This is a genomic window from Rhodanobacter sp. G1, from assembly GCF_055397855.1.
Genome location: NZ_AP039674.1, coordinates 764,816 through 791,408, shown reverse-complemented (window position 1 = coordinate 791,408; position 26,593 = coordinate 764,816). Strand labels below are relative to the sequence as shown.

Genomic DNA, 26,593 nt, shown 5'->3' with positions numbered 1-26,593 from the left:
CCGCGCGCGACAGGCTTCCGCCTTGACCGAAGCGCCGGCAGACCGCGCATCGAAGACGTCCGCCCGACATCACGCCGTGCCGAAAACGCCTCCCGAACCACGCAGCAACTGCTCCGCATCGATGCCGTCGAACTCGTAGCGCTGCGCGCAGAACTCGCAGTTCACCTCGATGCGGCCGCCCTGCTCGGCCAGCGTCGCCTCCACTTCCTCGCGGCCCAGCGAGCGCAGCATGGCCGCCACGCGCTCGCGCGAACAGCTGCAGCCGAAGGCCAGCGGGCGCGGCTCGAACAGGCGCACGGACTCCTCGTGGTACAGCCGATACAACAGTTGTTCCGGCGCGGTGGCCAGCAGTTCCTCCGCGCCCAGCGTGGCGGTGAGGTGCATCACGCGCGTCCATGCGTCCTCGTCCTGCGCCGCGCCGTGGCCGCCTTCGTCGGGCAGCTTCTGCAGCATCAGGCCCACGGCATGCTCGCCGTCGGCGGCCAGCAGCAGGCGCGCGGGCAACTGCTCGGACTGCGCGAAATAGTTTTCCAGCACGCCAGCCAGATCCGCCGCGCGCAACTCCACCAGCCCCTGGTAGCGCTGGCCGCGCTCCACGTTGCCGATGGTGATCGCCATCACCGCCTGCGGCAGCGATTCCAGCAACAGCGGCTCGGGCAGCGGCGCGTCCCAGCGCGCCAGTCCGCGCAGGCGTCCCTGGTCGGTGCATTCGGCGAACAGCAGGCGCAGCGCGCCGGCGCTTTTCAGCTGCACCGACAGTTCGCCGTCCAGCTTGATGTTGGCGGTCAGCAGCGTGCTGGCCGCCAGCGCTTCGCCGAGCAGGCCGCGCAGCCCGGCTGGATAGTCGACACGCCCGGCCACCTCGCGCCATGCCGGCCCCAGCCGCACCAGCGCGCCACGCACGCCGGCGCGCTCAAGCAGGAAGCGATGCAGCACGTCTTCGACAAGTACGGTTTCCACGGGATGCACCTCACAAGACAATCCCCGCATGATGGGGGCGAACGGCCGCCGCGCAATGGCAGCACCTATACTGCGGCAACCGCCCGCCGCCTGCCCGCCATGCTCCCTCGCCCTTCCCTTCGCCGCCTGCTGCGCTGGATCGCGTTCGCTGGGCTGGCGTGGCTGGGGATCACCTGGCTGATGGTGCTGGTGCTGCGCTTCGTGCCGCCGGTCACCTCGGCGATGATGCTGGAACGCCGCGTCGGCGCATGGGTGCATGGCGAACACGGCTTCCGCCTGCGCCAGCACTGGGTGCCGTGGTCGCAGGTGTCGCCGTGGGTGCCGCTGGCGATGGTGGCCGGCGAGGATCAGCGCTTTCCCTACCACCACGGCTTCGATTTCGATTCCATCCAGAAGGCCATCGATGCCGCCGACGAAGGCCATCGCCTGCGCGGCGCCAGCACGATCAGCCAGCAGACCGCGAAGAACCTGTTCCTGTGGAATGGCCGCAGCTTCGTGCGCAAGGGGTTGGAGGCGTATTTCACCGTGCTGATCGAGCTGACCTGGCCGAAGCGGCGCATCCTTGAGGTCTACATGAACATCGCCGAGCTGGGCGACGGCATCTACGGCGTGGGCGCGGCCAGCGAAATCTATTTCCACGAGCCGCCCGCCCGGCTCGATCCCGCGCAGGCCGCGCAACTGGCCGCCGTGCTGCCCAACCCGCGGCGCCTGCACGCGGATCGCCCCAGCGCCTACGTGCAGCGCCGCGCCGGCTGGATCGAACGGCAGATGCGCCAGCTCGGCGGGCCTTCCTACATCGGGCGGAACTGACCTCTGCGATCACCCCTGATCGCGAGGATCAAACAGGCAACCATCCATGGCTGCACTTTCCAATGCCTTTGCGATCACCCCGATCTTCAAACAAGGCCGCTTCACGACACGGCAACACCCACCGTGCATGGCGGCGCTAGACTGACGACGCCCCACCATCGGAGATCAGGCATGCGTCAGGTCAGGCATCTGCTGGAAAGCAAGGGCGGCACCATCTACAGCATCGCGCCGGACGCGCCGGTGCTCGAGGCGATCAAGCGGATGGCCGAGCACCGCATCGGCGCGCTGCTGGTGATGCGCGACGAACAGCTGCTTGGCGTGGTGTCCGAGCGCGACTACGCGCGCAAGGTGATCCTGCAAGGACGTTCCTCGTCGCAGGCCACGGTGGGCGAGATCATGCACAACGATCCGCTCACCGTAGGGCCACAGACCAACGTGCTCGACTGCATGCGCCTGTGCACCGACAGCCGCGTGCGCCACCTGCCGGTGCTCGACGGCGACAAGGTGGTCGGCGTCATCTCCATCGGCGACCTGGTCAAGGCGGTGATCGACGCGCAGGCCGAACAGATCGAGCACCTGGAGCGCTACATCACCGGCTGAAGCCGCGGGCGCGCCGTCAGCCGGCGCGCTTTTCCTCGGGCGCGAGATCCGGCGACCAGCCGGCGCGCGCCGACACCCAGGTGGCCAGCGCAGCCACGCCGGCGCCCGCCAGCGCGAGCCCGGCGATGCCCACACCCAGCAGGCGCAGGCCGCTCACCGCGCTGGTCACCGCCAGGTCGCCGAAGCGCCACACCGCGGTTTCCACGAAGTTCTTGCCCTTGTAGCGCGTCTCGCGCGGCACGCGCGTATACAGCGCGTCCACCGCCGGCTTGGTCATGCCGTAGGCGAAGCCACGCGTGGTCACCATCATCACCGCCAGCACCGGCACCGCGGCGCCCAATATCACCACGTTGCCGTGGCCGGCCACCATCACCGTCAGCAGCAACGCCACGTTCACCAGCGAAGGCAGCACCAGTCCCCAACCGGGGCCGAAGCGCACCAATAGCCAGCGCGTGAGCGTGAGTTGCAACACCACGCCCAGCGTGTTGGTGGCGAGGTCGAGGTCGTTGTAGAACGCGGTGCGCGCCACGTTGCCCGTGAAATGCAGCTTCGCGTAATCGGCCACCAGTGCGTAGGCCAGCGTGCCGATGCCGTCGCCGAACAGCATCAGCAAGGCCATGTAGCGCAGGAACGGCCGCGACCACAGCTCGCGCACGCCCGCCCAAAGCGAACCGCCGATCGCCTCGCCGCCCTGTCGCTGCTCGTGGCTTGCGGAAAGCCGCAACAACAGCGCCAACGCAGCCGCCAGCGCCAGCGTCGACGCCACCAGCAACGGCGCCACGCCCAGCCAGCGCACCAGCACGCGCGTGAGCAACGGGCCGCAGATCGCCCCGCCCATGCCGCCCAGCGCAATCAGCGAGAACACCCGGCGCGCCCTTCCGCTGGAGAAGATGTCCGCCATCACACTCCAGAACAGCGACACCACGAACAGGTTGAACACGCTGCCCCAGGCGAAGAACACCACGCCCAGCTCGCGCGCGCCGATGCGATCCTGCGCCATGAAGGCCGGCACGAAGGCCAACTGGCAGACGGCGAAGAAACTGTAGCTCCAGCCCAGCAGGCGCCGCCGCGGGAAGCGCGCCACCAGCCAGCCGAACACCGGGGTGAACAGCAGCATCACCGCGAACACCACGCCGTAGAACAGCGGCAGCGACTGCGATCCCACCGCGCCGCTCAACTGGTCGCGTACCGGCCGGATGATGTAGTACGACGTCATCACGAAGAAAAACGCCAATGCCGCCAGCGCGGGTTCTGCACCCTCGCGCATCGCGGCGGAACGGATCGGGTTCAACTGGGGCATCCGGCGCGGGCAAGGCCCGGGAGGACGCAAGGCTAGCACGCGTTCCCGCGCACCTGCGATCCGCGGGCGCCTGCATTGTCCCCGCCCGCGAAGTGCCCGAGAATCGGCGCTCCCGCGCGGCCGCATGGATCCCGTCCGCGCATTCCGTCGCGGCGACGCCGCCTCGACCTGCCTTGCGAAGAAGATGCGGATTCGATACCTCGCCCTTGCCTGCTCCATAGGCTTTGCCGTCAGCCGACTCCACGCCGCGCAGGCCGTACCCACAACCAGCCCGTCGCCGCCCGCCGCGCAGGATCCCATCCCGGCCGCCTTGCCGCCGGCGCGCGTGCAGGCCACGCTGGACGACTACCTGCATTGGCTGGATCAGCTCGACGCGCGCCACGGCGCCGCCGGCCTCGCCACGGCAGTGGTGATCGGCGACAAGGTGGTGTTCGAGCACACGCAGGGCTACGCCGACGCAGCCACCCAGGCGCCGGTGACGCCCGACACCGTGTTCCGGCTGGCCTCGCTGTCCAAGGCGTTCGCCAGCGCGATCACCGGCCTGATGGTGGACGACGGCAAGCTGAGCTGGGACACCAAGCTGGCGAACGTGCTGCCCGGTTTCCAGCTCAAGAATGCGCAGTACACCGAGCAGGCCACCGCGGCCGACGTGCTCGGCCAGCGGCTGGGCCTTCCGCACAACACCTACGACAGCCTGCTCGAAGGCCACGTGCCCTACGACGAGCTGACCGGCATGCTGGCCGAGGTGAACGACACCTGCGCGCCCGGCCAGTGCTACGGCTACCAGAACGTGGCCTTCAGCCTGATCGGCGACGTGCTGTTCGCGTGCACCGGCCATGCGTTCGAGCAGCTCGTCGAACAACGCATCTTCCAGCCCCTGCACATGCAGGACGCCAGCTACGGCCTGGCCGCGCTGGAATCCAGCCCGAGCTGGGCGCGCCCGCACCACGCCGGCAAGCGCCACAGCTGGATCCCGTTCAAACCGAACGACACCTATTACCGCGTGGCGCCGGCTGCCGGCGTCAACGCCAGCATCCGCGACATGGAGTCGTGGCTGATCGCGCAGATGGGTGGCCGCCAGGACGTGCTGTCCACCGCGCTGCTCGACGTGTTGCACGCGCCCGGCGTGGACACGCCGACCGAAGTGCGCGCCACGCCGTGGCGGCGCGCGCGGCTCGACGGCGCGGAGTACGCGCTGGGCTGGCGCGTCTACACCTACGACGGCGAGACGCTGATCTTCCATGCCGGCGCGGTGGCCGGCTACCGCACCATGATCGGCTTCTTTCCGAAATACCGCGCCGGCGTGGTCACGCTGTGGAACTCCAGCGGCGCCATGCCCAGCGGCCTGATGCCGATGGTGTTCGACGACCTGCTCGGCCTGCCGCACGTGGACTGGGCCAACCTGGAAAAACCCGACGAGCCCACCAGGGCCAAGCCGGCGCGCAAACGCAAGCGGCGCTGACGGATGCTTCAAACGGAAACGGCGCATGCCTCGCATGCGCCGTTTCCGCCGGTGCGCGTTGCGCAACCCCGATCAGCGACCGGTGCTGAACTCGACCTTCTGCTGGCTGTTGCTGTCCACCGGATTGCCGTCGCGCATCGCTGGCTTGAAGCGATAGCGCTCGATCGCTTCCATGGCGGCGCGATCGAACACGTGGCGCGGCTGCGCATCGATCACGTGCACGTCCTTGGTACGGCCGTCCGCGGTGATCGTGAAGCCCACAATCACCCAGCCGCCCTGGCCGGCGCGCAGGGCCCCGGTCGGATACCTTGCCTGCACGGCCTTGAGCAGCACCGCGTCGCTGTTCTGGCCGCTGGCCGCCGCGGTCGGTGCAGCTTGCTCTGCCTTCGACGCCGCAGACGACGATTGCTGCTCGGCAAGCTTCTGCTGCTTGGCCTTGGCCTGCTCGGCGGCCAGCTGCTGTTGCTGCAACTCGGCCTGCTTTTCGGCCGCCGCCTTGTCCTCGGCGGCCTTCTGCGCGGCGAGTTGCGCGGCTTTCTGCTGATCCTGCGCCTGCTGTTGCTGCTGGTCGGCCAGCTTGCGCTGCGCGTCGAGCTTGGAACGCAGGATGGTCAGCGTGAAGTTCGCCGGATCGGCCTTGGCCAGCAGGTCGATCTCGCGCTGCGCCTCGTCGAAGTTGCGCGAGTTGACCGCCTGTTCGGCATCCGACGCGGCATACGGGAAGGTTTCGCGCAGTGCGCTGGTCGCCACCGGATTGTCCGGCTGCTTGGCCAGCACGCGCAGGTAGAACTCGAACGCATTGTTGCCGGCGGGCGCCAGGTAGCGCTGATCCTTCAGGGCCTTGCTGGCTTCGTCCAGCAGCTGGTTGACGTCCAGCGCCTGCAGGTTGGCCGGCGCTGCGGCGGCCTTGTTGCCGTTGCCGGCCACTGCGCTCGCCACGGGCACGCCGCCGCCGTCCAGTTGCCGCTGCTCGATCACGCGGCGAATGATCAGGAAGTAGGCGGCGGCGGCCAGCGCGGCAATGATGGCGACGATGGCGACGGCTTCCAGCTTGATGGCTCCGCGCGCGCGGCGCCGAGCGATGAATGTATTTCGGGTATCCATGGCTTCTCGCTGAGTATCGGCAGATACCCGCGCTTCCCCCCTGTGTATCCAGGATGCGGTCGTCGTCGTCGACGCCGCGGCGCGGATGGGCAAAAGGTACCCGCATGCGTCAAGGTGCGCAAATCGCGACGGGCGCCTCGGCGGCACGGCGCATATTCTGCTGGCGCGGCAGCGGCAACCGGAGGCCGGAAACGAAACGTCCCGGCATGGCCGGGACGAAGTTTCGAATCGGCCTCCCCGCGCTGGGCATCGCAGGGAGGCAAGTCGACAATGACGCTTGTTGTTGTGTCGCTTACTTCTTCGCAGCGGTCTTGACGGCCTTCACCACCTTGGCGGCGGCAGGCTTCTTCGCAGCAGCCTTCTTGGCTGCCGGCTTCTTGGCAACCTTCTTCGCAGTGGCCTTCTTGGCAGCCGCCGGCTTCTTGGCGGCAGCCTTCTTCGGGGCAGCCTTCTTGGCAACCTTCTTCACGGCGGCCTTCTTGGCGACCGGCTTCTTGGCGGCGGCCTTCTTGGCGACCTTCTTCACGGCGGCCTTCTTGGCAGCCGGCTTCTTTGCAGCGGATTTCTTGGCAGTGGCCATGGTTCGTCTTAGCTCCTCATCGGTTGGCAGTGGTTGCCCAGTAAAAGCGTGGAGGAACGCCTCGACCAGCAGGTCGCTGTTCGTGGCGTGCCTCAAATTCTTCACCTGACGTTCCGTGCGCAGGTCGGACAGCGTTCGCAACACGTGGAGCGGAATCGAAACGGTGATCTTGCGTACTGCATTCGCTTTCTCGCCGTGCTCCACGTAAGGCTTGATGAATTTCGGTGATGCCATGTTGCCGTTCCCCGTGAACTTGGGCGAAAGCTATTCCGTAAGATTTCGGCTGTCAATGGATTTTGATTGGCGAATCAAACCCTTTCGGCGCATGCGGCGCCACGCGCACGCCGGACACGCTCCGGCGACGCCATCCCGGCTTTTTACGTTTGGATGTCTGGACGTCCAAACGCATATTTCGTCGAAACATGCGCCTATATGCGAATAGCGCTTTAAACAAAGGGTTTCCCGTTTCAACGGCGCATGCGTCCCGAGGCACGCACACGCGCACGCTCTAAATGGAACCGGAGCCGCCGCGCGGTCGGCGGAAGCTTCTCGGGGAGATGAACAGGTCGCGACCGGAATTTTCCGGGGCGGTCGCCGCCGGACGCTTTTCCCGGTCGTCATGGATGCCGAACGCGCGCCATCGGCACCCGGCGCACCGGCGGCGACGCTGCGGCAGCGTTGGTCAAATCAGTGCCTGCGCACGATGCCCGACGCTGCAAATGGACGTCCATTCGATCTTGCCAATCCACGCCCTCCGTCCGGAAACGACGACGGCCGCGCGAGGCGGCCGTCGTCGGAACATGCCCGGACGATGGGTCAGTGATCTTCGTTCTCGACCAGCTCCTCGTAGGCGCCTGCGTCCAGCAGCTGATCCAGCTCGGCGCGGTCGCTCATGCGCACCACGTAGATCCAGCCCTCGCCCCAGGCATCCTCGTTGATCGTCTCGGGCTTGTCGTTGAGCATCTCGTTGACTTCCACCACCTCGCCGGAAACCGGCGAGTAGATGTCCGAGGCGGCCTTCACCGACTCCACCACGGCGGCGGCGTTGCCGGCGGTGACGCTGGCGCCGATTTCCGGCAGCTCCACGTAGACCAGGTCGCCCAGTTGGCCCTGCGCATGGTCGGAGATGCCCACGCGCACCAGGCCGCCGTCCTCGATGCGGGCCCACTCGTGGGATTTGTTGAACTTCAGGTCGCCGGGGATCTCGCTCATGGTCGGGTCCTATGTCGGGGCTGGAAAGGGTCGGAGTCGGGCGGCCATTCTAGCCGCACGATGGCTGATGGAAGAACGCGGTCCATGGATGGATCGCCCGCCGGACAGGTGCGCAAGCGCCTGGTCGGCGGAGCCGGATCGGGCATGCGCCGGACTCGGCGAGCCGGGAAAGTGCAAGGAGGCACTTTCCCGACATTGACTCAGATGCCCTCGCAGGGCTTGCCGTCGCGCACGAAGGGGTACTTCACCAGGCGCACCGGCAATTCGCGCCCGCGGATGTCCACGCGCACCGCGCCCGGCTCGCCGGCGGGAATGCGCGCGAAGGCGACGGCCTTCTCCAGCGTGGGCGCGAAGCTGCCGGAGAGTATCTCGCCCTCGCCGTTGGCGGTGAGCACCTTCTGGCCGTGGCGCAGCACGCCCTTCTCGTCCAGCACCAGGCCCACCATCACGCGCTTCACGCCCTCGGCCTTCTGCTTCTCCAGCGCCGCGCGGCCGATGAAGTCGCGGCCTTCGTCCAGCGCGATGGTCCAGCCCAGGTTGGCCTCCCATGGCGAGACGGTTTCGTCCATGTCCTGGCCGTAGAGGTTCATGCCGGCCTCCAGGCGCAGCGTGTCGCGCGCGCCTAGGCCGGCCGGCGCGACGCCCTCGGCGGCCAGCGCTTCCCACAAGGCCACGGCATGTTCGGACGGCACGACGATCTCGAAACCGTCCTCGCCGGTGTAGCCGGTGCGCGCCACGAACAGCGGCATGCCGTGCGGGCCCTGCGCGGCGGCGGCGGCGAACTTGCCGAGCTTTTCGATGCGCGGACGATCCACCGCGTGCAGCAGGGCGAGCACCTTGGCGCGGGCGTTCGGGCCCTGCACGGCGATCATCGCGAACTCGGGGCGCTCCTTCACTTCCACGCCGAAGGCCGCGGCCTGCTTCTCGATCCACGCCAGATCCTTGGCGCGGGTGGCGGCGTTCACCACCAGGCGGTAGTGCTCGTCGCCGAGAAAGTACACGATCAGGTCGTCGATCACGCCGCCCTGCTCGTTGAGCATGCAGGTGTACAGCGCCTTGCCGTGGACTTTCAGCTTGTCCACGCTGTTGGCCACGAGGCGGCGCAGGAAGTCCTTGGTGCGCGCGCCGTGCAAGTCGATCACGGTCATGTGCGAGACGTCGAACATGCCGGCGTCGCGGCGCACCGCGTGGTGTTCCTCGATCTGCGATCCGTAGTTGATCGGCATGTCCCAGCCGCCGAAATCGACCATGCGCGCGCCCAGCGCGCGATGGGTGGCGTTGAGTACGGTCTTCTCGGTCATCGCAGGGGCGCCTCGTGGGGAAGTCAGACGCCCATTATCCCCTGCCCTGCCGCGGCAAGCCACGCTGCAGGGCGTCAAGGCGGCGACGTATCGACCCGGCGGAAGGTGAGGTTGATGCGGGCTTCGGCCAGATGGCGCATGCGCGGCAGTTCGTGCTTGTACGACTGCTGCGTGTCGCCGGCCATGCGCAACAGGCTGCCGTGCGGCAGCGGCAGCTCGAAGGTGTCGCCGGGCTGCGCCGGCTCGCCGCGCGCGCGGCGGCGGCGGAAACGGAAGCGGCGTTCCGCCCCAAGGCTCAGCGAGGCGATTACCGGCTGCGCGCCCAGTTCCGGTTCGTCGTCGCTGTGCCAGCCCATCGCGTCGCTGCCGTCGCGGTAGAGGTTGGCCAGCACGCTGTTGAAGCGCGTGCCGCAGGCCTGCTCGATGCGCGGCCGCAGGGCCGCCAGCGCCGCCGGCCACGCCTGCGGCTCGAAGCGGCTGCGCGAATAGGTGTAGGCGGCGCCGGGATCGCCGATCCAGCAGCTCAGGCGCGGCGATGCGACCTCACGGCCGAACAGGCGGATGCGATGGCTTTCCCACGCAACCGCCTGCTTCAATTTGATGAACAACGCATCCGCCTCGGCCATTTCCAGCCAGTTCGGCCACAACGCCACGTCGGCGCCCGGCAGGACGATGCGTTGCCAGCCGGCCATCGCTCAAATGGCGTCATCGTCGCCGTGCACCGGCACGGCGATGCGTTCCAGCAACTGCGCTGTCACCTCCTCGGCCAGTTGCTCGGCGCGCAGGCCGGCGGTGTGCAGGTGCACCTCGGGCGACTCCGGCTGCTCGTAGGGCGCGTCGATGCCGGTGAAGTTGCGGATCTCGCCGGCGCGCGCCTTGCGGTACAGGCCCTTGGGGTCGCGCTGCTCGCATTCGGCCAGCGGCGTGTCGACGAACACCTCGACGAACTCGCCCTCATCGAACAGCTCGCGCACCGAGCGCCGCTCGCTGCGGTAGGGCGAGATCGCGCTGACCAGCACGATCAGGCCGGCGTCCACCATCAGGTGCGCCACCTCGCCGATGCGGCGGATGTTCTCCACGCGATCCTCGGGGGTGAAGCCCAGATCCTTGTTGATGCCGTGGCGCACGTTGTCGCCATCGAGCAGGTAAGTATGGTGACCCAGCACGTGCAGGCGCTTCTCCACCAGGTTGGCGATGGTCGACTTGCCCGCACCGGACAGGCCGGTGAACCACAGGCACAGCGGGCGCTGGCCCATGCTGGCGCCGCGCACCGCCTTGTCCACGTCCACGTGCTGCCAGTGCACGTTGGCGGAACGCGTGAGCGCGAAGTCGATCATGCCGCAGGCCACGGTGGCATTGGTCTGGCGGTCGATCAGGATGAAGCCGCCCAGCGTGCGGTTGACGGCATAGGACTCGAACGCGATCGCCTCGTCCAGGCCGATGGTGCAGTAGCCCACCTCGTTGAGCGAGAGATGGCGCGCGGCCAGCTTGGCCTGCGTGTTCACGTCCACCTTGTGCTTGATCGACATCACCCGCGCGTTGACGGTGCGCGTGCCGATCTTCAACGCATAGGTGCGGTTGGGCAGCAGCGCGTTGTCGCCCAGCCACACCACGTGGCAGGCGAACTGGTCGGCCACCGGCGCGGGGCGCAGCGCATCGGCGATCACGTCGCCGCGGCTGGCGTCCAGCTCGCGGTCGAGGCACAGCGTCACCGCCTGGCCTTCGCCCGCGCTCTCCAGGTCGCCGCCGGCGACGACGATGCGCTCGATGCGCGCGCGCTGCACGCCCGGCTGCACCACCACCTCGTCACCGCGCGACACGCGGCCGCCGCAGATCGTGCCGGCGTAGCCGCGGAAACTCTGGTCGGGCCGGTTCACCCATTGCACGGGCATGCGGAAATCCTCCGCGCGCGCCGGCGCGGCATCGGCGGATTCCAGCAGTTCCAGCAGGGTCGGCCCCTGGTACCACGGCAAGCGCGCGGAGCGCGTGCCCACGTTGTCGCCGCCCGGCGCGATCACCGGCAGGCAGTCGACCCTGGCGATGCCCAGCGCCTGCGCCAGTTCGCGATATGCTTCGACGATGCCGCGGTAGACGGCCTCGTCGCAACCGACCAGATCCATCTTGTTCACCGCCAGCACCACCTGGCGGATGCCGAGCAGGCTGCAGATGTAGGTGTGGCGGCGCGTCTGCGGCAGCAGGCCCTTGCGCGCGTCCACCAGCACCACGGCCAGCTCGGCGTTGGAGGCGCCGGTGGCCATGTTGCGGGTGTACTGCTCGTGGCCGGGGCAGTCGGCCACGATGAAGCTGCGCCGCGCGGTGTGGAAATAGCGGTAAGCCACGTCGATGGTGATGCCCTGCTCGCGTTCGGCGTCGAGTCCGTCGGTGAGCAGGGCGAAATCCAGCGCGCCGCCCGCCTCGGCGTGCAGCTTGCGGCTGTCGCGCTCGAGCGCGGCGAGCTGGTCGTCCGGCACCATGCCGGCGTCGTACAGCAGGCGCCCGAGCAGGGTGCTCTTGCCGTCGTCCACGCTGCCGCAGGTGATGAAGCGCAGCAGGCCCTGGTTGGCGTCGAGGGCGGCCATCAGAAGTAGCCCTCCTGCTTCTTACGTTCCATCGAGGCGGTGGGGTCGTGGTCGATCACCCGCCCCTGCCGCTCGGAGCTGCGCGACGCGGCCATCTCGTCGATGATCTCGTCCAGCGTGCTGGCGGTGGATTCCACCGCGCCGGTGAGCGGGTAGCAGCCCAGCGTGCGGAAACGCACCGTGCGCATCTCCACCTGCTCGCCTTCGCGCAGGACGAAGCGCTCGTCGTCCACCATGATCAGCGCGCCGTCGCGCGCCACCACCGGGCGCGGCTTGGCGAAGTACAGCGGCACCACCGGGATGGCTTCGCGGCGGATGTACTGCCACACGTCCATCTCGGTCCAGTTGGAGATCGGGAACACGCGCACGCTCTCGCCCTTGCGGATCTGCGTGTTGAAGGTGTGCCAGAACTCCGGGCGCTGGTGCCTGGGATCCCAGCGGTGCTGCACGTTGCGGAACGAGAACACGCGCTCCTTGGCGCGCGACTTCTCCTCGTCGCGGCGCGCGCCGCCGATGGCCGCGTCGAACTGGTACTTGTCCAGCGCCTGCTTCAGCCCCTGCGTCTTCATCACGTCGGTGTGCACAGTGGCGCCGTGGGTGAGCGGCGAGATGCCCTGGCGCAGGCCGTCCTGGTTGACGTGCACCAGCACCTCGACGTCGCCCTGCGCGGCCACCTGGTCGCGGAAGGCGATCATCTCGCGGAACTTCCAGGTGGTGTCCACGTGCAGCAGCGGGATCGGCGACTTCGCGGGATAAAACGCCTTGCGCAGCAGGTGCAGCAGCACCGATGAGTCCTTGCCGATGGAGTAAAGCATCACCGGCCGGCGGAAGCTGGCGGCCACCTCGCGGAAGATGTGGATGCTTTCGGCCTCGAGTTCGTCGAGATGATCAGTGCGCGGAGCGAGACGTGCGTTCATGGAATGCCGACTTCGGAAACGATGTGCAGCCCGCCACCCGCGAGGCCGAACGGGCATCCTACGCGAGCGCCGCCGATTGCCCAAACAACCAAGCCGGCGGATCAATGCACCGGAAGGCATAACGGCCAATGGTTTGGCACGTCATCCCGGCGCAGGCCGGGATCCAGTAGCGATCACGCCTGCTCAAACCATGCCGTCACTGGATTCCGGCCTGCGCCGGAATGACGAGCCTGAATCAAGCCATCGCGGGATACGCCGGATCGGCATCCAGCGTGGCGGAGCACACCGCGGCCAGTTCCAGCAGGCGCAGGTCGGAGCCGCGCGCGCCCACCAATTGCAGGCCCACCGGCAGGCCGTTCGGCAGCGTGCCCATCGGGATGCTCACCGCGGGGCAACCGGCGAGGCTGGCGAAGCTGGTGAGATCGGCATGGCTGTCGGGCTCCGCGCTACCCAGGGCATGGGCGCCGCACGGCGTGGTGGGCAGCACCAGCACGTCGATCTGCGCGAACAGCCGGCGCATCTTCAATGTAGCCGCGTCGAGCACACGGTCGGCCTTCGCGTAATCGGCCGCGCTCTTCTGCCCGGCATAGGCCAGCATTTCGCGGAAGCGCGGCGACACCGGATGCGCTGCATCGTCCAGGTCGGCGGCGAAGGTGCCCAGCATCTCCGCTTCCATCAGCAGCAGGCCGGCGCGGCGGGTGCGCGCGAAATCCCAGTCGGCGAAATCCACGGTGCGGCGCTCGCCCAGCGCGTGCGCGATCTTTTCCACCGCCGACTCGAACAGTGCCGCCACCTCCGGCTGCACGCCGACCGCGGCGAGATCCGGCAGCAGGCCGCTGCGCAGCTTGCCCGGCTCCCAGTCCGGCAGATCCAGCGCCACGCGGCGGCGGCGCGAGCGCGCGTCGTCGGCGTCGTAGCCGGCCAGCACCTGCAACAGCACGGTGAGGTCGGCCACGCTGCGCGCGATCAGGCCCACCGCGTCCAGTCGCCGCGCGGCCGGCACCAGGCCGCGCGCGGAGATTTCGCCATGCGTGGGCTTGAGCGCGTACACGCCGCAGTAACTGGCGGGAATGCGGATGGAGCCCAGGCTGTCCGAACCCACTGCGGCGGCGGCCAGGCCGGCGGCCACCGCGGCCGCCGCGCCGCCGGAGGAGCCGCCCGCGCTGAAACCCAGCTTCCACGGGTTGTGGGTGGGGCCGTAGTGCGGATTGTCGGTGGCCGCGCCCAGCGCGCCTTCGTCCATGTTGGTCTTGCCGGTCAGCACGGCGCCCGAGGCGCGCAGCCGCGCCACCGCATGCGCGTCTTCCGTCGCGGGCCTGTCGCGGCCCGGCAGGCCCGCACGCGTGGGCCAACCGGCAATGTCGAGGTTGTCCTTGACCGCCACCGGAATGCCGTCGAGCCGGCCGATCACGCCGTCGCGGCGGCGGTGCCCGGCGGTGCGCGCCTGCTCCTGCAACAGGGACGGACTCAGCCCCACATAGGCATTGAGTTGCGGGTTGATGCGCCCGATCGCCTCGGCATAGGCCTCGGCCACGGCCTGCGGGTTGGTGCGGCCAATGGCCATCCAGTGCAGCAACTGGCACACGGTGGCGCGGCGCAGGTCCAGGTCGGCGATCGGCGGCAACGAGCTCATCGGCACTCCTTGGGTTGTGCGTTCATCCATGAACGCGAAGATCAAGAAGCGGCCATCCTTGGCCGCACTCCTCAATGGGCGTGGGCGGATTATCGCCATCACCCGTGAAGTCTGCGCAAGCCCGGAGCGCCGGGTTTGCCGCGCAGCGCGCGAAAACGGACAATACCGCACCGAATGTGTCGCACGGGCGACACCATCCATCTTGAATGCCGGGGAAGCCATGAGCGAACGCGAAACCATGGAATACGACGTCGTCGTGGTCGGCGCCGGGCCGGCCGGGCTGTCGTTCGCGATACGCCTGAAGCAACTGCAGCCCGACACCACCGTATGCGTGATCGAGAAGGCCTCCACCATCGGCGCACAGATCCTCTCCGGCGCGGTGATCGAACCCGGCCCGCTGGACGCCCTGCTGCCCGGCTGGCGCGACGCCCCGCCGCCGATCTGCGTGCCGGCGACCGAGGACGAGTTCTGGCTGCTCGGCAAGACCGGCGGCCGCAAGCTGCCGGTGCCGCCGGGGATGAACAACCACGGCAACTTCATCGTCTCGCTGGGCGCCATGTGCGCGTGGTTGGCGCCGCAGGCCGAGGCGCTGGGCGTGGACGTGTTCCCGGGTTTCGCCGCCGCCGACACCGTGTTCAACGAGGACGGCTCGGTCGCCGGCGTGCGCATCGGCGACATGGGCGCGGCGAAGGACGGCTCGCACAAACCCGGCTACACGCAGGGCATCGACATCAAGGCCAAGGTCACCGTGCTGGCCGAAGGCGCGCGCGGCAGCCTCACCAAGCAGCTCATCAAGCGCTTCAAGCTCGATGCCGACAGCGATCCGCAAAGCTACTCCATCGGCATCAAGGAGCTGTGGCAGGTACCCGCCGGCCGCGCGCAGCCCGGCAAGATCGTGCACAGCTTCGGCTGGCCCGCCGACAACCACACCTACGGCGGCAGTTTCCTCTACCACCTGGACAAGGATCGCATCGCGCTGGGCTACGTCAGCGGCCTCGACTACAGCGACCCCAACTACCAGCCGTGGGAAGCCTTCCAGCAGTGGAAAAACCACCCGCACGTGAAGGATCTGCTCGAAGGCGGCAGCATCCTCTCCGCCGGCGCGCGCGCCATCGTCACCGGCGGCTGGCAGTCGCTGCCGAAGTGCGAGATGCCGGGCGCGCTGCTGATCGGCGACACCGCCGGCCTGCTCAACGTGCCCAAGATCAAGGGCACCCACCAGGCGATCCGCAGCGGCATGCTCGCCGCCGAGCACCTCGCCGCGAACGGCCTCAAATCCGAGGGTTTCGATGCCAAACTGCGCGACTCGGAAGCCATGGCCGAACTGAAGAAGGTGCGCAACATCAAGCCCGCCTTCAAGAAAGGCCTGTGGTTCGGCATGTTCAACGCCGCGTGGGAAACCATCACCGGCGGCCGCTCGCCATGGACGCTGAAGAACAAGGCCGACTGGTCGTCGCTGCACAAGCTCGGCCAGTGCGAGGAGCCGAAGCGCGACTACGTGCAGCCGCGCGAACTGCCGCCGCGCGACCGCCTCGCCGGCGTGTACTTCGCCGCCACCGAGCACGACGAGGATCAGCCGATCCACCTGCAGGTGGCCGACACCTCGGTCTGCGTGACCAAGTGCGCCGAGGAATACGGCAACCCCTGCACCCGCTTCTGCCCGGCCAACGTCTACGAGATCGTCGCCGATGCCAAGGCCCTCGCCGGCAAGCGCCTGCAGATCAACGCCGCCAACTGCGTGCACTGCAAGACCTGCGACATCAAGGATCCGTACCAGATCATCAACTGGGTCACGCCGGAAGGCGGGTCGGGGCCGAACTACCAGAACCTGTAAAACCTTCAGTCGCGTGCCCGCCATGGGCACGCACCGGTGCGACCACGCACGCCGTCCGCCAACCCGCGCAACATGAGATGCAGATTGCGCAGGCGCGGGCCAATCAGCACACCGAACAGAAGCAGTTTCAACACAACGCGCGGCACATCCTGCGCAATCCATACCCTTGGCGTGTGCGGCAAACGATACAACCGCATGCGGTTGCGCATCATGTAGTAAAGCCGCACGGGGCCATGCACCACCACCTGCCCCAAACCCAGCGGCAATATATGCCGCGCATCGCCGAGCCGGTGGTGCATGACTGCAGCACAGACACCGTGCAAGCCAAAGCCCTTGGCACGCGCTCGGAAGCACCACTCCAGATCGACGTTGTCGATGAACAGTCCCGCATCCATGCCGCCGACCGCATCCAGCACGTCCATCGGAATCAGGCTGCCGGAGCCGATCAGGAAGTCGCAAGGCACCGTTTGTCCCTCCCGCTCGCACCAGAGCTTGCGGTTCAACGGAAAACCGATACGCACGAACGGTGCGGCGCGATCCTCCCGCAGGTCATGAAAGCACGGGCCAACGGCTGCCACCTTTTGCGCACGACTTGAATGCTCCAGCGCATCGAGCAATGCGGCCACCATGCCCTCACCGGGCAAACTGTCCTGATCCAGCAACAAGACGTGCCGAAATCCGTGCCGCCGAGCCCAATCCACTCCAGCGTTCTGCGCGGCTGCCAGACCCACGTTGTCATGCTGCGAGAGCAAATGAACTGCTGGTGGCACATCGCACTCGCCCCCTCCCGACGAACCGGAAGGGGTGTTATCGATCACTACGACCGCGCCAACCTGTGTCGATACGGCACGCAGCAAATCCCGCAGCGCCACCGAATCCGGACAATACACCACCACTACGGCGCAAACCGACCCAGTGCCCGTCTCAATCATGACGCTTCAAGTACCGCAGGGCCACATACGATCATCGGGAATTTCAGACACGCCATCCAATCGAACGATTCGGTGAAAGCATGATGCCCGAAGTCGATTCAACATGCGCGGCATCACGATCACGTTGACCATCAGCGAAGATCACCACGTAACCACCATGCGCAAACGCGCAGGATACCGAACCCGGTTAGAATAAGTGTTTGCATGAAACTTTTGGCACCCCTCACATGGGTGCCACTCAGCCTGAGGATCTCCCATGAAGATACTGGTCGGCTACAAGCGCGTCGTGGACTACAACGTGCGCATCCAGGTGAGGCCCGACGGCACCGGCGTGGTGACCGACGGCGTGAAGCTCTCCGCCAACCCGTTCGACGACATCGCGCTGGAAGAAGCCCTGCGCCTGCGCGAGAAGGGCATCGCGGAGGAAGTGGTCGTCGTGGGCATCGGCCCGGCCGATCTCACCGCGCACCTGCGCAACGGCCTGGCGATGGGCGCCAACCGCGCCATCCACGTCACCACCGCCGACGCGGTGCAGCCGCTGACCGCCGCGCGCGTGCTCCTGAAGCTGGTCGAGAAGGAGCAGCCTGGCCTGGTGATCCTGGGCAAGCAGGCCATCGACGACGACGCCAACCAGACCGGCCAGATGCTGGCCGCGCTGTGGGATCGACCGCAGGCCACTTTCGCCAGCAAGGTCGAGATCACCGGTGGCAAGGCCACGGTGACGCGCGAGGTGGATGCCGGCCTGGAGACCATCGAGGTGGAACTGCCTGCGGTGATCACCAGCGACCTGCGCCTCAACGAGCCGCGTTTCATCAAGCTGCCGGACATCATGAAGGCCAAGAGCAAGCCCATCGACGTGTTCGAGCTCGCCTCGCTCGGTGTCGACAGCGGCGACCATCTCAAGACTACCCACTACGCCGCGCCTGCCAAGCGCAGCAAGGGCGTGATGGTGAAGAATGCGGCCGAACTGGTCGCGGCGCTGAAGCAGAAGGGTTTGCTTTGATCGCTCGTCATCCCTGCGCTTGCAGGGAGCCAGCGACTCTAGTCCACACCAAGCCAAAGACACCGGATTCCGGCATCCGCCGGAATGACGGTACGAGGAATCGAACATGTCCAAAGTCCTAGTTATCGCCGAACACCTGGACGGCAAGCTGAACTCCTCCACCGCGCGCGCTGTAAGTGCCGCCGCGGCCATGAAGCCCGAAGCCATCGACGTGCTGGTGCTGGCCGACAACGTCGCCGCCGTGGCCGTCGAAGCCGCTAAGCTCGATGGCGTCAGCCGCGTGCTCACCGTCGAGTGTGCCGAGAACGCGCATCCGCTGGCCGCCGTGCTGGCGCCGCAGATCGCTAAGGCCACCGCCGGCTACAGCCACGTGTTCGCACCCTCCACCACCTTCGGCAAGGACGTGACGCCGCGCGTCGCCGCCCTGCTCGGTGTGGCCCAGGTCAGTGACGTGATGAGCGTGGAAGGCGCGCACACCTTCAAACGTCCGATCTACGCCGGTAACGCCATCGTCACCGTCGAGGCCGAACCCGCGCACACCGTGGTGGCCACCGTGCGCACCGCGTCGTGGCCGGTGGCCGCGGCGGGCGCGAACAGCGCGCCGGTCGAAGCACTCACGCTGGACGTCGCCCTGCCCGGCCACACCCGCTACATGGGCCTGCAATCGGGCAAGAGCGACCGCCCCGACCTGCAAAGCGCCAGCAAGGTGGTTTCCGGCGGCCGCGGCGTGGGCTCGAAGGAAAACTTCGACATCATCTTCAAGCTCGCCGACAAACTCGGTGCCGCCGTGGGTGCCTCGCGCGCCGCGGTGGACGCCGGCTATGTGCCCAGCGATCTGCAGGTGGGCCAGACCGGCAAGATCATCGCCCCCGAGCTGTACATGGCCATCGGCATCTCCGGCGCCATCCAGCACCTCACCGGCATCAAGGACGCCGGCACCATCGTCGCCATCAACAAGGATGGCGAGGCGCCGATCTTCGAGGTGGCGGACTTCGGCTTGGTGGGGGATCTGTTCAAGATCATTCCGGAACTGGAAGCCGCGATTTGAATACAGCAGCCACTAATAATGTAGCGTCATTGCAACAAGGTGAACGCACAACCGACGTGTCGGTGGTAGTTCCAGTCTACGGCTGCAAGAACTGTCTCGAAGAATTGGTTCAGCGCGTCTCTCATTCGCTGAAGAAGATTGATCGCCAGTTCGAGATCGTTCTCGTAGACGATAGCAGCCCCGATGACGCATGGCCTCGCATCACCGAGCTTGCCGACATGTACCCTCAAGTCCGAGGCTTACGCTTGTCGCGCAATTTTGGGCAGCATGCAGCCATCTCGGCAGGCCTCTCTCATGTAGCCGGCGAGGTCACCATCGTCATGGATTGTGATCTCCAAGACATCCCCGAGGAAATACCCTCCCTGTTGGCCGCCATGTCTCAGAAAGACATAGAAGTTGTTCTTGGCCAACGCATCGACCGACAGGATGGCTGGTTCAAAAGGCTGGGTTCCAAACTTTTCTACCAAGCCCTGGGATGGCTGACAGATACACGCTACGACCACACCACCGCCAATTTCGGGGCATATAGCCGCCAGGTGGTTAATACAGTCAACCGCATGCCCGAATTGGATCGCTTTTTCCCGCTGCTGGTTCGGTGGACTGGTTTCAAGACTGCACGCGTCACGGTTTCCCACGGACAACGCAGCGAAGGCAAAAGCAGCTACAGTTTCAGAACCCTGTTGAAGCTGGCCTTACGGGTAGCATTGTCGTTCTCCGACAAACCATTGCGACTGGTCATGAATGGCGCATTGCTGCTGGCTGCCGTGGCCATAGGTATCGTCGGTTTCTCCGTATACCAGTACTTCACCGGCAATGTGAGGGTTGCCGGCTTCACCAGTATCGTCGCCTCCATCTGGCTCGTCGGCAGTGGCATCATGTTCAGTTTGGGTATCTTGGGCCTCTACCTTGGCCGTCTGCATGACGAAGCCAAAAGGCGCCCTCAGTACATCGTCTGGCAAGACACATGGAATCCGTGAGATGAACAGCGCCAGACTCCTGAACGACTCCATGCTCGACTCCTGTCGTTTCGGCATCAAGGTGATGCGCGGCGTCGTGCCGGCAAATTCGCCGAATTCCAACATCATCAGCGAAATCTCCAGCAGCAACGCCGACCTGATCATCCTGCGCACCGACGCCGGCGACTCCAGCGCCATCGTCCAACTGCAACGCCAAGGATGGCCGGTGATTCATGCAGACACTCTCGTCTATTACGGCATCGACCTGTCCTCCCTGCCCCCAGGGCCAATGCCCGAAGGCGTCCGGCCAGCCACCTATGCCAACCGAGATGTCATTCACGAGATTGCCGAAAACAGCTTCACGGGCTATCGCGCGCACTACGCTGTCAACCCACTGCTGCCACAAGACAAGATCCTTGCGGGTTATGTCGAATGGGCAAAAAGCCGGCTCTCGCCAGAAACTCCGGGAAGCTGCACTTGGGTCGTGACGGCAAAAGATCGCATAGCCGGCTTTGCAAGCTGCGACCTTTCTGCTGACAAGAGCAAGGTCGAGATCGTGCTCAATGCGGTTCATCCGCAGTTCTCAAGGCAAGGACTGTACGGACGGTTGCTCAAGGGCATCCTGCACCACTACGCTGGCCAGTCATACCAGCGGCTCGTCATTTCTACCCAGCTATGGAACTACACGGTACAACGCCAATGGACACGAGCCGGGCTGTCCCTGGAGCGGGCCTACGACACCTACCATATTGACCGTCGGCTCCGCGCACCGGAGATATCGCCGTGAATGCCGCGTTTTCCTGGCTCATGGTCGCCATGACCATTCTGCTCACCTGCTACGGCCAGCTCGTCATCAAATGGCAAGTCGGAGCCTTCAAGGCTGCCACCCATGGCCTGCTCTCCCGACTGCCCCCTTTGGCACAACTGTTGTTCCAGCCATGGATCATCTCGGCCTTTGTCGCAGCATTCGGGGCTTCGCTATGCTGGATGCTTGCCGTATCCAAGCTTGAACTGAGCAAGGCCTACCCATTCATGGCGCTGAACTTTCTCATCGTCTGCCTGGTTGCCGTACCGCTTTTCGGTGAATCCTTTTCGGCGACCAAAGCGATCGGACTGCTCACGGTAGTCATCGGCCTGGTCATCATGAGCCAAGCCTGATTCTTGCATTGCATTACAGGACACCCAACATGATTCCTTTCAATCGTCCCCACATGACAGGACGCGAACTGTCCTACATCGCCCAGGCCCATGCAAACGGGCACCTGTCCGGCGACGGCCCTTTCACCAAAAAGTGCCACCAGTGGCTGCGCGAACAGAGCGGTGCCCACGTGGCGCTGCTCACGCACTCGTGTACCGCCGCGCTCGAAATGGCGGCACTGCTGTTGCGGCTGCAACCGGGCGACGAAGTCATCATGCCGTCCTACACGTTCGTGACCACGGCCAGTGCCTTTGCGCTGCGCGGCGCCGTACCTGTATTCGTGGACATTCGATCCGACACACTCAACATCGACGAAACGCTGATCGAGGCTGCCATCACGCCCAGAACCAGGGCCATCTGCGTGGTTCACTACGCGGGCGTTGCCTGCGAGATGGACACCATCCTCGCCATTGCCGCCAAATACGGTCTGCGCGTGGTGGAGGATGCGGCCCAAGGCATCATGTCCACCTACAAGGGCAAGCCACTCGGCGCCATCGGCGACCTGGGCGCCTACAGCTTCCATGAAACCAAAAACGTCATCTCCGGCGAAGGCGGCGCCCTGCTCTGCCGCGACCAGGATTTCGCCGAGCAAGCCGAAATCGTACGGGAAAAAGGCACCAACCGAAGCCGCTTTTTCCGTGGACAAGTGGACAAATACACCTGGGTTGATCTTGGTTCCTCGTTCCTGCCAGGCGAAATCACGGCAGCCTTCCTCGCTGCACAGTTGGAAATGGCCGAAAGCATCACCGCGCAACGATTGGCGCTGTGGGATCGCTATCACGCCTGGGCGAAAAAACACGAAGACAACGGGTTGCTGCGCCGCCCAATCGTCCCTTCACACTGCCAGCACAATGCACACATGTACTACATGCTTCTACCGAGCCTGGAAGCCAGAACACAGTTCATCGCAAAGATGCGCGAACAGGATGTGCAGTGCGTATTCCACTACATACCGTTGCACTCCTCTCCCGCCGGGCAACAATTGGGACGCACGGCCTCCGGCATTAACGTTACCAACGACATCAGCGATCGCTTAATCAGGATGCCGCTGTGGCTGGGGCTGGAAACTCACTTGGAACGTGTATTCCAGGCAGCAGATTCTGCATTGGCAAGTAATTAATCAAGACAACCCTACGGAATCAGGTGGAAATCCCCATGAATTCTCGTGCAATAACATCCACCGAAAGCCCCGACTCTCTCACAATTGACAGTATCACTCCATCTCATGAAGCCAGCACGCACCCATCAATAAATGGAGAAAATCTACTCCATCGCCGTGATTTCTGGTTGCTTTGCTTGGCAACTTTCGTGGCCGTAATACTGAGCAAGGCCGGGGCATTACTACCGGGAATGTCTATCGATGACTATTCATTTGTGTTTGGCAATGCAACAGGAAACACGACATACAATTTGGTTGCTCAAGGACGCGGCCTCAATGCGTTGCTTTTTCTTGCCTTGGGCTACCTGAACACATCCTTCACCAGCATCAATGAATTTTCGTTTGTACTTGCGTCAGCAATGATCTCGCTAGCAATCGCGGGATCAATAACCCTTATCAAACACGAAAAAATCAACCGCCCCTACCATTATGCAAGCGCCGCACTTGCCGCCACCCACCCATATCTAACGTCCTACTTTCTCTTTCGCATGAGTTTGGTCAATCATGCTTGTGTGTATGCCACGTTATTTGCATCACTTTGTCTCATAGCCGGACGGAAGACCCTTTTACGCCAACTTACCTGCATAGTACTCCTAGTCGCATGTAGCCATATAAGCCAGATCATCCTGATTCTATTTTCAATCAGTGCTGGCGCGTGGTCACTGGCGCGTTATTGCCGTGAACGCAAGAGCGGAGCCCCGCCCCTTGATGCAGTTCAAGGAATCATTTCGCTTGTTGTTATCTTGGTTGCGGCCACTGCCCTATATTTTCTCAGTAGCGCCTTGATTCGCTCAATCATGCATGTAAACGCAACACCAATTTACTCCATTCATGTAAATGGAAATATCCTAAATTCCATACAAGTCATAATTAAACTTGCATGTGACGCACTACTTTTCAATGAGACAATCATTCCATACGCATTAAAGTTATTTTTGCTAACGGTTATGGCCGTATCAATCGCATTGTGCTTTGCGAAAGATTTAAGACAAGGCATATCATGCCTCGTCTTGCTAACGTGCGGCACGGTCGCCACAGTTAGCACAATGGCGCTTTCGTGGGGATATCTTGTCCCCCGCACATTTTCCCCGATCGGACTTTGCCTGGCATTAACCTATTGCTTGGCATGCAATCATATTAAGCCAAATACAGCACGAATCCTGTCCATTGCATTGATAATACCAACAATCTCCTTCTGCTTTATTGGATCCTCTCTCTTTTACCAGCAGATGCTTCTTACACAATGGGATCAGCGTACTGCCGTAGCCATCTACAACCGCTTTACTCAACAGGTACCCGAAGATACCCCCATTTACATAGTTGCATCATGGCCAATCCACAAACAACCACTGTCATATAACGCCCCAGGCATCAACGAGTCTGCATTCCTAGACAAGTGGGCTTATCCCGGTCTCTTTGCCACAGCGACGGGAGAAAAGCTAAATGTTAAAGGCGGCGATCGAAGCATGTGCAACGGCATCCCAGCCTGGCCAGACCCAAGTTCCATGAAGCGCCTTGCCAATGGCTCAACGTTAGTTTGCATGACGAAATAACTCCCTTCCTACAGCCGTGCCGTTCTCGTTTTTCCGAATCTGACCTACTCCATGAAAACGTACCACGCAACGCCAAGTAAAGACCGTCAAAACAATGAGGGTGGGCATGCGTGTCATCGGATTTTTTGAAAGGCAATTTGATGCAGGCATGGCAATGGGCGAGTTATACCGCAAGCACGGCTTCAATCTGATCAGCCTCTACCAGTGAACGCGGTGGCATGAAGGCAACCGAGAAGCAGCATCTGCGGGATGCTATAAATGAAGAACGACAGACACAAATCGCTGCTGGTCGAAGCGCATCTGAAGATCGAGGCACTCAAGTGTGGACTTCGGGGTAAAACACTTTTCATGCCCCAGCCGAACCCTCAGCTACTCTATCGACACTTCCTTGGCCAAGGATGACGAGCTGCACATGCCCGTATCTGGAGTCTGGCAAACCATCTTCTCGCCGGGCACCAACTCCCCGCTTCCACCGTATTCATCCCGTGGCGTTCATGCAACTCGCATCCCTAACTCAACGTTGGCAGGGGATGCGCGCTCATGCCTTCCTGAAGCACTACTTCTTGTTGACGACGAGGTTGCAACCGAAATTGTTCTTGGCACCATCGGCCATATGCACCCCGAGTACCGCCGTGCCCGTCTGTGCATCCCAGCCGTCCAGCGTCGTGGTTCCGCCTTTGTATTCACCGCTGGCCAACTGCTTGCCATCGGCGGACTTCAACTCGTAGTCGATCGGAAATTGGCACTGCGAGCCTTCAGCCGCAAGAGTGTAGCCGGCAGCGTTCGGCGCCAGCTTGACCGACACCGGCTGCTGGCTCGCGCCGGGATAGAACGGCGTGATGCGTGCGGAGTCCTTGCCATAGGCCAGGAATACCGGATAGTTGAGCTTCAACGCGGCCTCTTGGGCCGCCGATGGGTAATCCCGCTGCACAGCGCCTTGCGCAGCCGTTGCCGCTGCAGCCGGCGCCTGAATCTGCGGTGCCGCCGTGTCAGTCGAGGCATCGTGACCGCCGCCGCACCCGGTCAGCGCCAAGGCAAATGCCGCAGATGCCAGTAACGCCGCCTTGCCATGAATAGTCATGCCTTGTCTCCGCTGTGATGGTTGAATGACGGCCACGCCTTCGCGCGATCCGTAACGCTCTCTGCCATACAGCCTGAGCGACCGGCCACAAATCGGCATTGCGCCAGATACTCGTATGGTCAGAAAATGTCGCCGTTGCGCCATGGCCGATGCCTTGCACAGCCGCGGCAGTGCATCTTAACGCATCGCTCCATGACCCGACAGACAAACCCTGATCCAGCCCGGCAACCCTGTCGGTTTCCGTGCTCCCCGCCTGCGCAAGCCTGCGGCACCACGCCTCATCCATTGAACGGAGTCAGCATGCGCCACACCCGCGCCACCACGATCCCCCGAGCCAGTCTGCCGCGGAGTACAAGCGCATGAAGGTTCTGGTCACCGGCGGCACCGGCTTCATCGGTTCGCACACTTGCGTGGAACTGATCGAACGCGGGCACGACGTGTTCATCCTCGACAACTTGTGCAACAGCAAGGCAGACGTGGCCGAGCGGATCGCCAGTATTTCCGGACGTATGCCGATCCTTGTGACCGGCGACATCCGCGACGAAGAAATCACTCGGCGCCTGCTCGATGACGCACACATCGAGGCAGTCATCCATTTTGCGGCACTGAAGGCCGTGGGCGAGTCCGGGCAGCAGCCCCTGCGCTATTTCGACAACAACATCACCGGCACGTTGACCCTGCTGCGCGCCATGCAGGCAATCGGCACACGGAAGTTCGTGTTCAGTTCCTCGGCCACCGTCTATGGCGAACCGGATACTTGCCCCATTCCCGAAACGGCGGCCACCCGGGTTACCAACCCTTACGGGCGCACCAAGCTGGTCTGCGAACAATTGATCGGCGACCTGGCTGCGGCGCAACCGGATTTCCATGCCGCCACGTTGCGCTATTTCAATCCCGTGGGTGCCCATCCGTCCGGCCTGATCGGCGAGGATCCTGCCGGCATCCCCAACAACCTGATGCCTTATGTGGCGCAGGTGGCCAGCGGGCAGCGCGGGTTCCTGCAAGTGTTCGGCAATGACTATCCCACCCATGACGGCACGGGTGTACGGGACTACATCCACGTGGTGGACCTCGCCATTGCGCACGTCCGTGCGCTGGAGTTTCTGGACAAGGAGCAACGCGGCCTGACCGTAAACCTGGGCACGGGGCGCGGCTACAGCGTGCTGGAAGTCGTGCGCGCCTTCGAGCACGCAAGCGGCATGCCGATTCCGATGCGCATCGTGCAGCGGCGTCCCGGTGACGTGGCCAGTTGCTATGCCGACCCCACCCTGGCCAACCAGTTGCTGGGCTGGCACGCGGAGCGCGGACTTGAGCAAATGTGCCGCGACGCCTGGCGCTGGCAGTCCCGGGTTTCCGCCCAGGCGGCCTGAC

At 64.4% G+C, this 26,593-nt stretch carries 24 protein-coding genes; 12 read left to right on the top strand and 12 right to left on the bottom strand.

The genetic code is table 11. From position 1 onward, the window contains the following. Window positions 1–69: 69 nt before the first annotated feature. The gene (gene hslO / locus ACZ5Z2_RS03325) at window positions 70–960 is read right to left on the bottom strand and encodes an Hsp33 family molecular chaperone HslO (protein WP_464760561.1); all 891 of its coding nucleotides are present in this window, start codon (window positions 958–960) and stop codon (window positions 70–72) included. Between the two features lie 99 nt (window positions 961–1,059). Between hslO and mtgA the strand changes: the two genes are divergently transcribed. Further along, entirely contained in the window at window positions 1,060–1,770 is a 711-nt protein-coding gene (gene mtgA, locus ACZ5Z2_RS03320) for a monofunctional biosynthetic peptidoglycan transglycosylase (RefSeq protein WP_464760560.1), read from the top strand. A gap of 171 nt (window positions 1,771–1,941) precedes the next feature. Further along, complete coding sequence (locus ACZ5Z2_RS03315) at window positions 1,942–2,370, top strand: CBS domain-containing protein (protein WP_464760559.1); 429 nt, start codon at window positions 1,942–1,944, stop codon at window positions 2,368–2,370. Between the two features lie 16 nt (window positions 2,371–2,386). On the opposite strand, the gene ACZ5Z2_RS03310 is transcribed toward ACZ5Z2_RS03315, so the two are convergent. Beyond that, entirely contained in the window at window positions 2,387–3,661 is a 1,275-nt protein-coding gene (locus ACZ5Z2_RS03310; RefSeq protein WP_464760558.1) for an NTP/NDP exchange transporter, read from the bottom strand. 193 nt (window positions 3,662–3,854) lie between these two features. On the opposite strand from ACZ5Z2_RS03310, the gene ACZ5Z2_RS03305 reads away from it, so the two are divergent. Continuing rightward, on the top strand, window positions 3,855–5,132 hold the full coding sequence (locus ACZ5Z2_RS03305) for a serine hydrolase domain-containing protein (protein WP_464761656.1): 1,278 nt from the start codon (window positions 3,855–3,857) through the stop codon (window positions 5,130–5,132). Window positions 5,133–5,204: 72 nt separating this feature from the next. Here ACZ5Z2_RS03305 and ACZ5Z2_RS03300 read toward each other — a convergent pair whose 3' ends face one another. The 8 genes from ACZ5Z2_RS03300 to ACZ5Z2_RS03265 all read right to left on the bottom strand — a co-directional run bounded on the left by ACZ5Z2_RS03300 (window position 5,205) and on the right by ACZ5Z2_RS03265 (window position 14,458). Next, window positions 5,205–6,236: an energy transducer TonB gene (locus ACZ5Z2_RS03300; protein ID WP_464760557.1), complete on the bottom strand. Its 1,032-nt coding sequence runs from the start codon at window positions 6,234–6,236 to the stop codon at window positions 5,205–5,207. Window positions 6,237–6,528: 292 nt separating this feature from the next. Continuing rightward, window positions 6,529–7,050: a met regulon transcriptional regulator MetJ gene (gene metJ / locus ACZ5Z2_RS03295; protein ID WP_464760556.1), complete on the bottom strand. Its 522-nt coding sequence runs from the start codon at window positions 7,048–7,050 to the stop codon at window positions 6,529–6,531. Between the two features lie 582 nt (window positions 7,051–7,632). Continuing rightward, the gene (gene gcvH / locus ACZ5Z2_RS03290) at window positions 7,633–8,028 is read right to left on the bottom strand and encodes a glycine cleavage system protein GcvH (protein WP_464760555.1); all 396 of its coding nucleotides are present in this window, start codon (window positions 8,026–8,028) and stop codon (window positions 7,633–7,635) included. Window positions 8,029–8,228: 200 nt separating this feature from the next. Next, complete coding sequence (gene gcvT, locus ACZ5Z2_RS03285) at window positions 8,229–9,329, bottom strand: glycine cleavage system aminomethyltransferase GcvT (RefSeq protein ID WP_464760554.1); 1,101 nt, start codon at window positions 9,327–9,329, stop codon at window positions 8,229–8,231. 74 nt (window positions 9,330–9,403) lie between these two features. Continuing rightward, entirely contained in the window at window positions 9,404–10,021 is a 618-nt protein-coding gene (locus tag ACZ5Z2_RS03280; RefSeq protein WP_464760553.1) for an alpha-ketoglutarate-dependent dioxygenase AlkB family protein, read from the bottom strand. A 3-nt stretch (window positions 10,022–10,024) separates the two neighbouring features. Beyond that, on the bottom strand, window positions 10,025–11,908 hold the full coding sequence (cysC, locus tag ACZ5Z2_RS03275; protein WP_464760552.1) for an adenylyl-sulfate kinase: 1,884 nt from the start codon (window positions 11,906–11,908) through the stop codon (window positions 10,025–10,027). Beyond that, window positions 11,908–12,825, bottom strand: a complete 918-nt coding sequence (gene cysD / locus ACZ5Z2_RS03270) for a sulfate adenylyltransferase subunit CysD (RefSeq protein WP_464760551.1) — start codon at window positions 12,823–12,825, stop codon at window positions 11,908–11,910. Before cysD ends, cysC begins: the two co-directional genes overlap by 1 nt. 235 nt (window positions 12,826–13,060) lie before the next feature. After that, entirely contained in the window at window positions 13,061–14,458 is a 1,398-nt protein-coding gene (locus tag ACZ5Z2_RS03265; protein ID WP_464760550.1) for an amidase, read from the bottom strand. A gap of 220 nt (window positions 14,459–14,678) precedes the next feature. On the opposite strand from ACZ5Z2_RS03265, the gene ACZ5Z2_RS03260 reads away from it, so the two are divergent. After that, window positions 14,679–16,292: an electron transfer flavoprotein-ubiquinone oxidoreductase gene (locus ACZ5Z2_RS03260; RefSeq protein ID WP_464760549.1), complete on the top strand. Its 1,614-nt coding sequence runs from the start codon at window positions 14,679–14,681 to the stop codon at window positions 16,290–16,292. Window positions 16,293–16,297: 5 nt separating this feature from the next. On the opposite strand, the gene ACZ5Z2_RS03255 is transcribed toward ACZ5Z2_RS03260, so the two are convergent. Next, the gene (locus ACZ5Z2_RS03255) at window positions 16,298–17,224 is read right to left on the bottom strand and encodes a glycosyltransferase family 2 protein (protein WP_464760548.1); all 927 of its coding nucleotides are present in this window, start codon (window positions 17,222–17,224) and stop codon (window positions 16,298–16,300) included. Window positions 17,225–17,480: 256 nt separating this feature from the next. On the opposite strand from ACZ5Z2_RS03255, the gene ACZ5Z2_RS03250 reads away from it, so the two are divergent. The 7 genes from ACZ5Z2_RS03250 (at window position 17,481) to ACZ5Z2_RS03220 (ending at window position 24,141) form a co-directional block, all read left to right on the top strand. Beyond that, a complete protein-coding gene (locus ACZ5Z2_RS03250) occupies window positions 17,481–18,227 on the top strand; it encodes an electron transfer flavoprotein subunit beta/FixA family protein (protein WP_464760547.1) in 747 nt (248 codons plus the stop codon). 106 nt (window positions 18,228–18,333) lie between these two features. Beyond that, window positions 18,334–19,275, top strand: coding sequence for an electron transfer flavoprotein subunit alpha/FixB family protein (locus tag ACZ5Z2_RS03245; RefSeq protein ID WP_464760546.1), 942 nt, complete (start codon window positions 18,334–18,336; stop codon window positions 19,273–19,275). Further along, on the top strand, window positions 19,272–20,252 hold the full coding sequence (locus tag ACZ5Z2_RS03240; protein ID WP_464760545.1) for a glycosyltransferase family 2 protein: 981 nt from the start codon (window positions 19,272–19,274) through the stop codon (window positions 20,250–20,252). Before ACZ5Z2_RS03245 ends, ACZ5Z2_RS03240 begins: the two co-directional genes overlap by 4 nt. Window position 20,253: 1 nt before the next feature. Next, a complete protein-coding gene (locus ACZ5Z2_RS03235) occupies window positions 20,254–21,018 on the top strand; it encodes an N-acetyltransferase family protein (protein WP_464760544.1) in 765 nt (254 codons plus the stop codon). Further along, a complete protein-coding gene (locus tag ACZ5Z2_RS03230; RefSeq protein WP_464760543.1) occupies window positions 21,015–21,389 on the top strand; it encodes a DMT family transporter in 375 nt (124 codons plus the stop codon). The genes ACZ5Z2_RS03235 and ACZ5Z2_RS03230 overlap by 4 nt, the downstream gene beginning before the upstream one ends. A 29-nt stretch (window positions 21,390–21,418) precedes the next feature. Continuing rightward, on the top strand, window positions 21,419–22,549 hold the full coding sequence (gene rffA / locus ACZ5Z2_RS03225; RefSeq protein WP_464760542.1) for a dTDP-4-amino-4,6-dideoxygalactose transaminase: 1,131 nt from the start codon (window positions 21,419–21,421) through the stop codon (window positions 22,547–22,549). Between the two features lie 35 nt (window positions 22,550–22,584). After that, window positions 22,585–24,141: a hypothetical protein gene (locus ACZ5Z2_RS03220; protein WP_464760541.1), complete on the top strand. Its 1,557-nt coding sequence runs from the start codon at window positions 22,585–22,587 to the stop codon at window positions 24,139–24,141. A gap of 556 nt (window positions 24,142–24,697) precedes the next feature. Here ACZ5Z2_RS03220 and ACZ5Z2_RS03215 read toward each other — a convergent pair. Beyond that, on the bottom strand, window positions 24,698–25,222 hold the full coding sequence (locus ACZ5Z2_RS03215) for a hypothetical protein (protein WP_464760540.1): 525 nt from the start codon (window positions 25,220–25,222) through the stop codon (window positions 24,698–24,700). A 359-nt stretch (window positions 25,223–25,581) separates the two neighbouring features. Between ACZ5Z2_RS03215 and galE the strand changes: the two genes are divergently transcribed. Then, window positions 25,582–26,592 carry a UDP-glucose 4-epimerase GalE gene (gene galE / locus ACZ5Z2_RS03210; protein ID WP_464760539.1) on the top strand — a complete coding sequence of 337 codons (1,011 nt, stop codon included), beginning with the start codon at window positions 25,582–25,584 and terminating at the stop codon, window positions 26,590–26,592. Window position 26,593 lies beyond the last annotated feature (1 nt).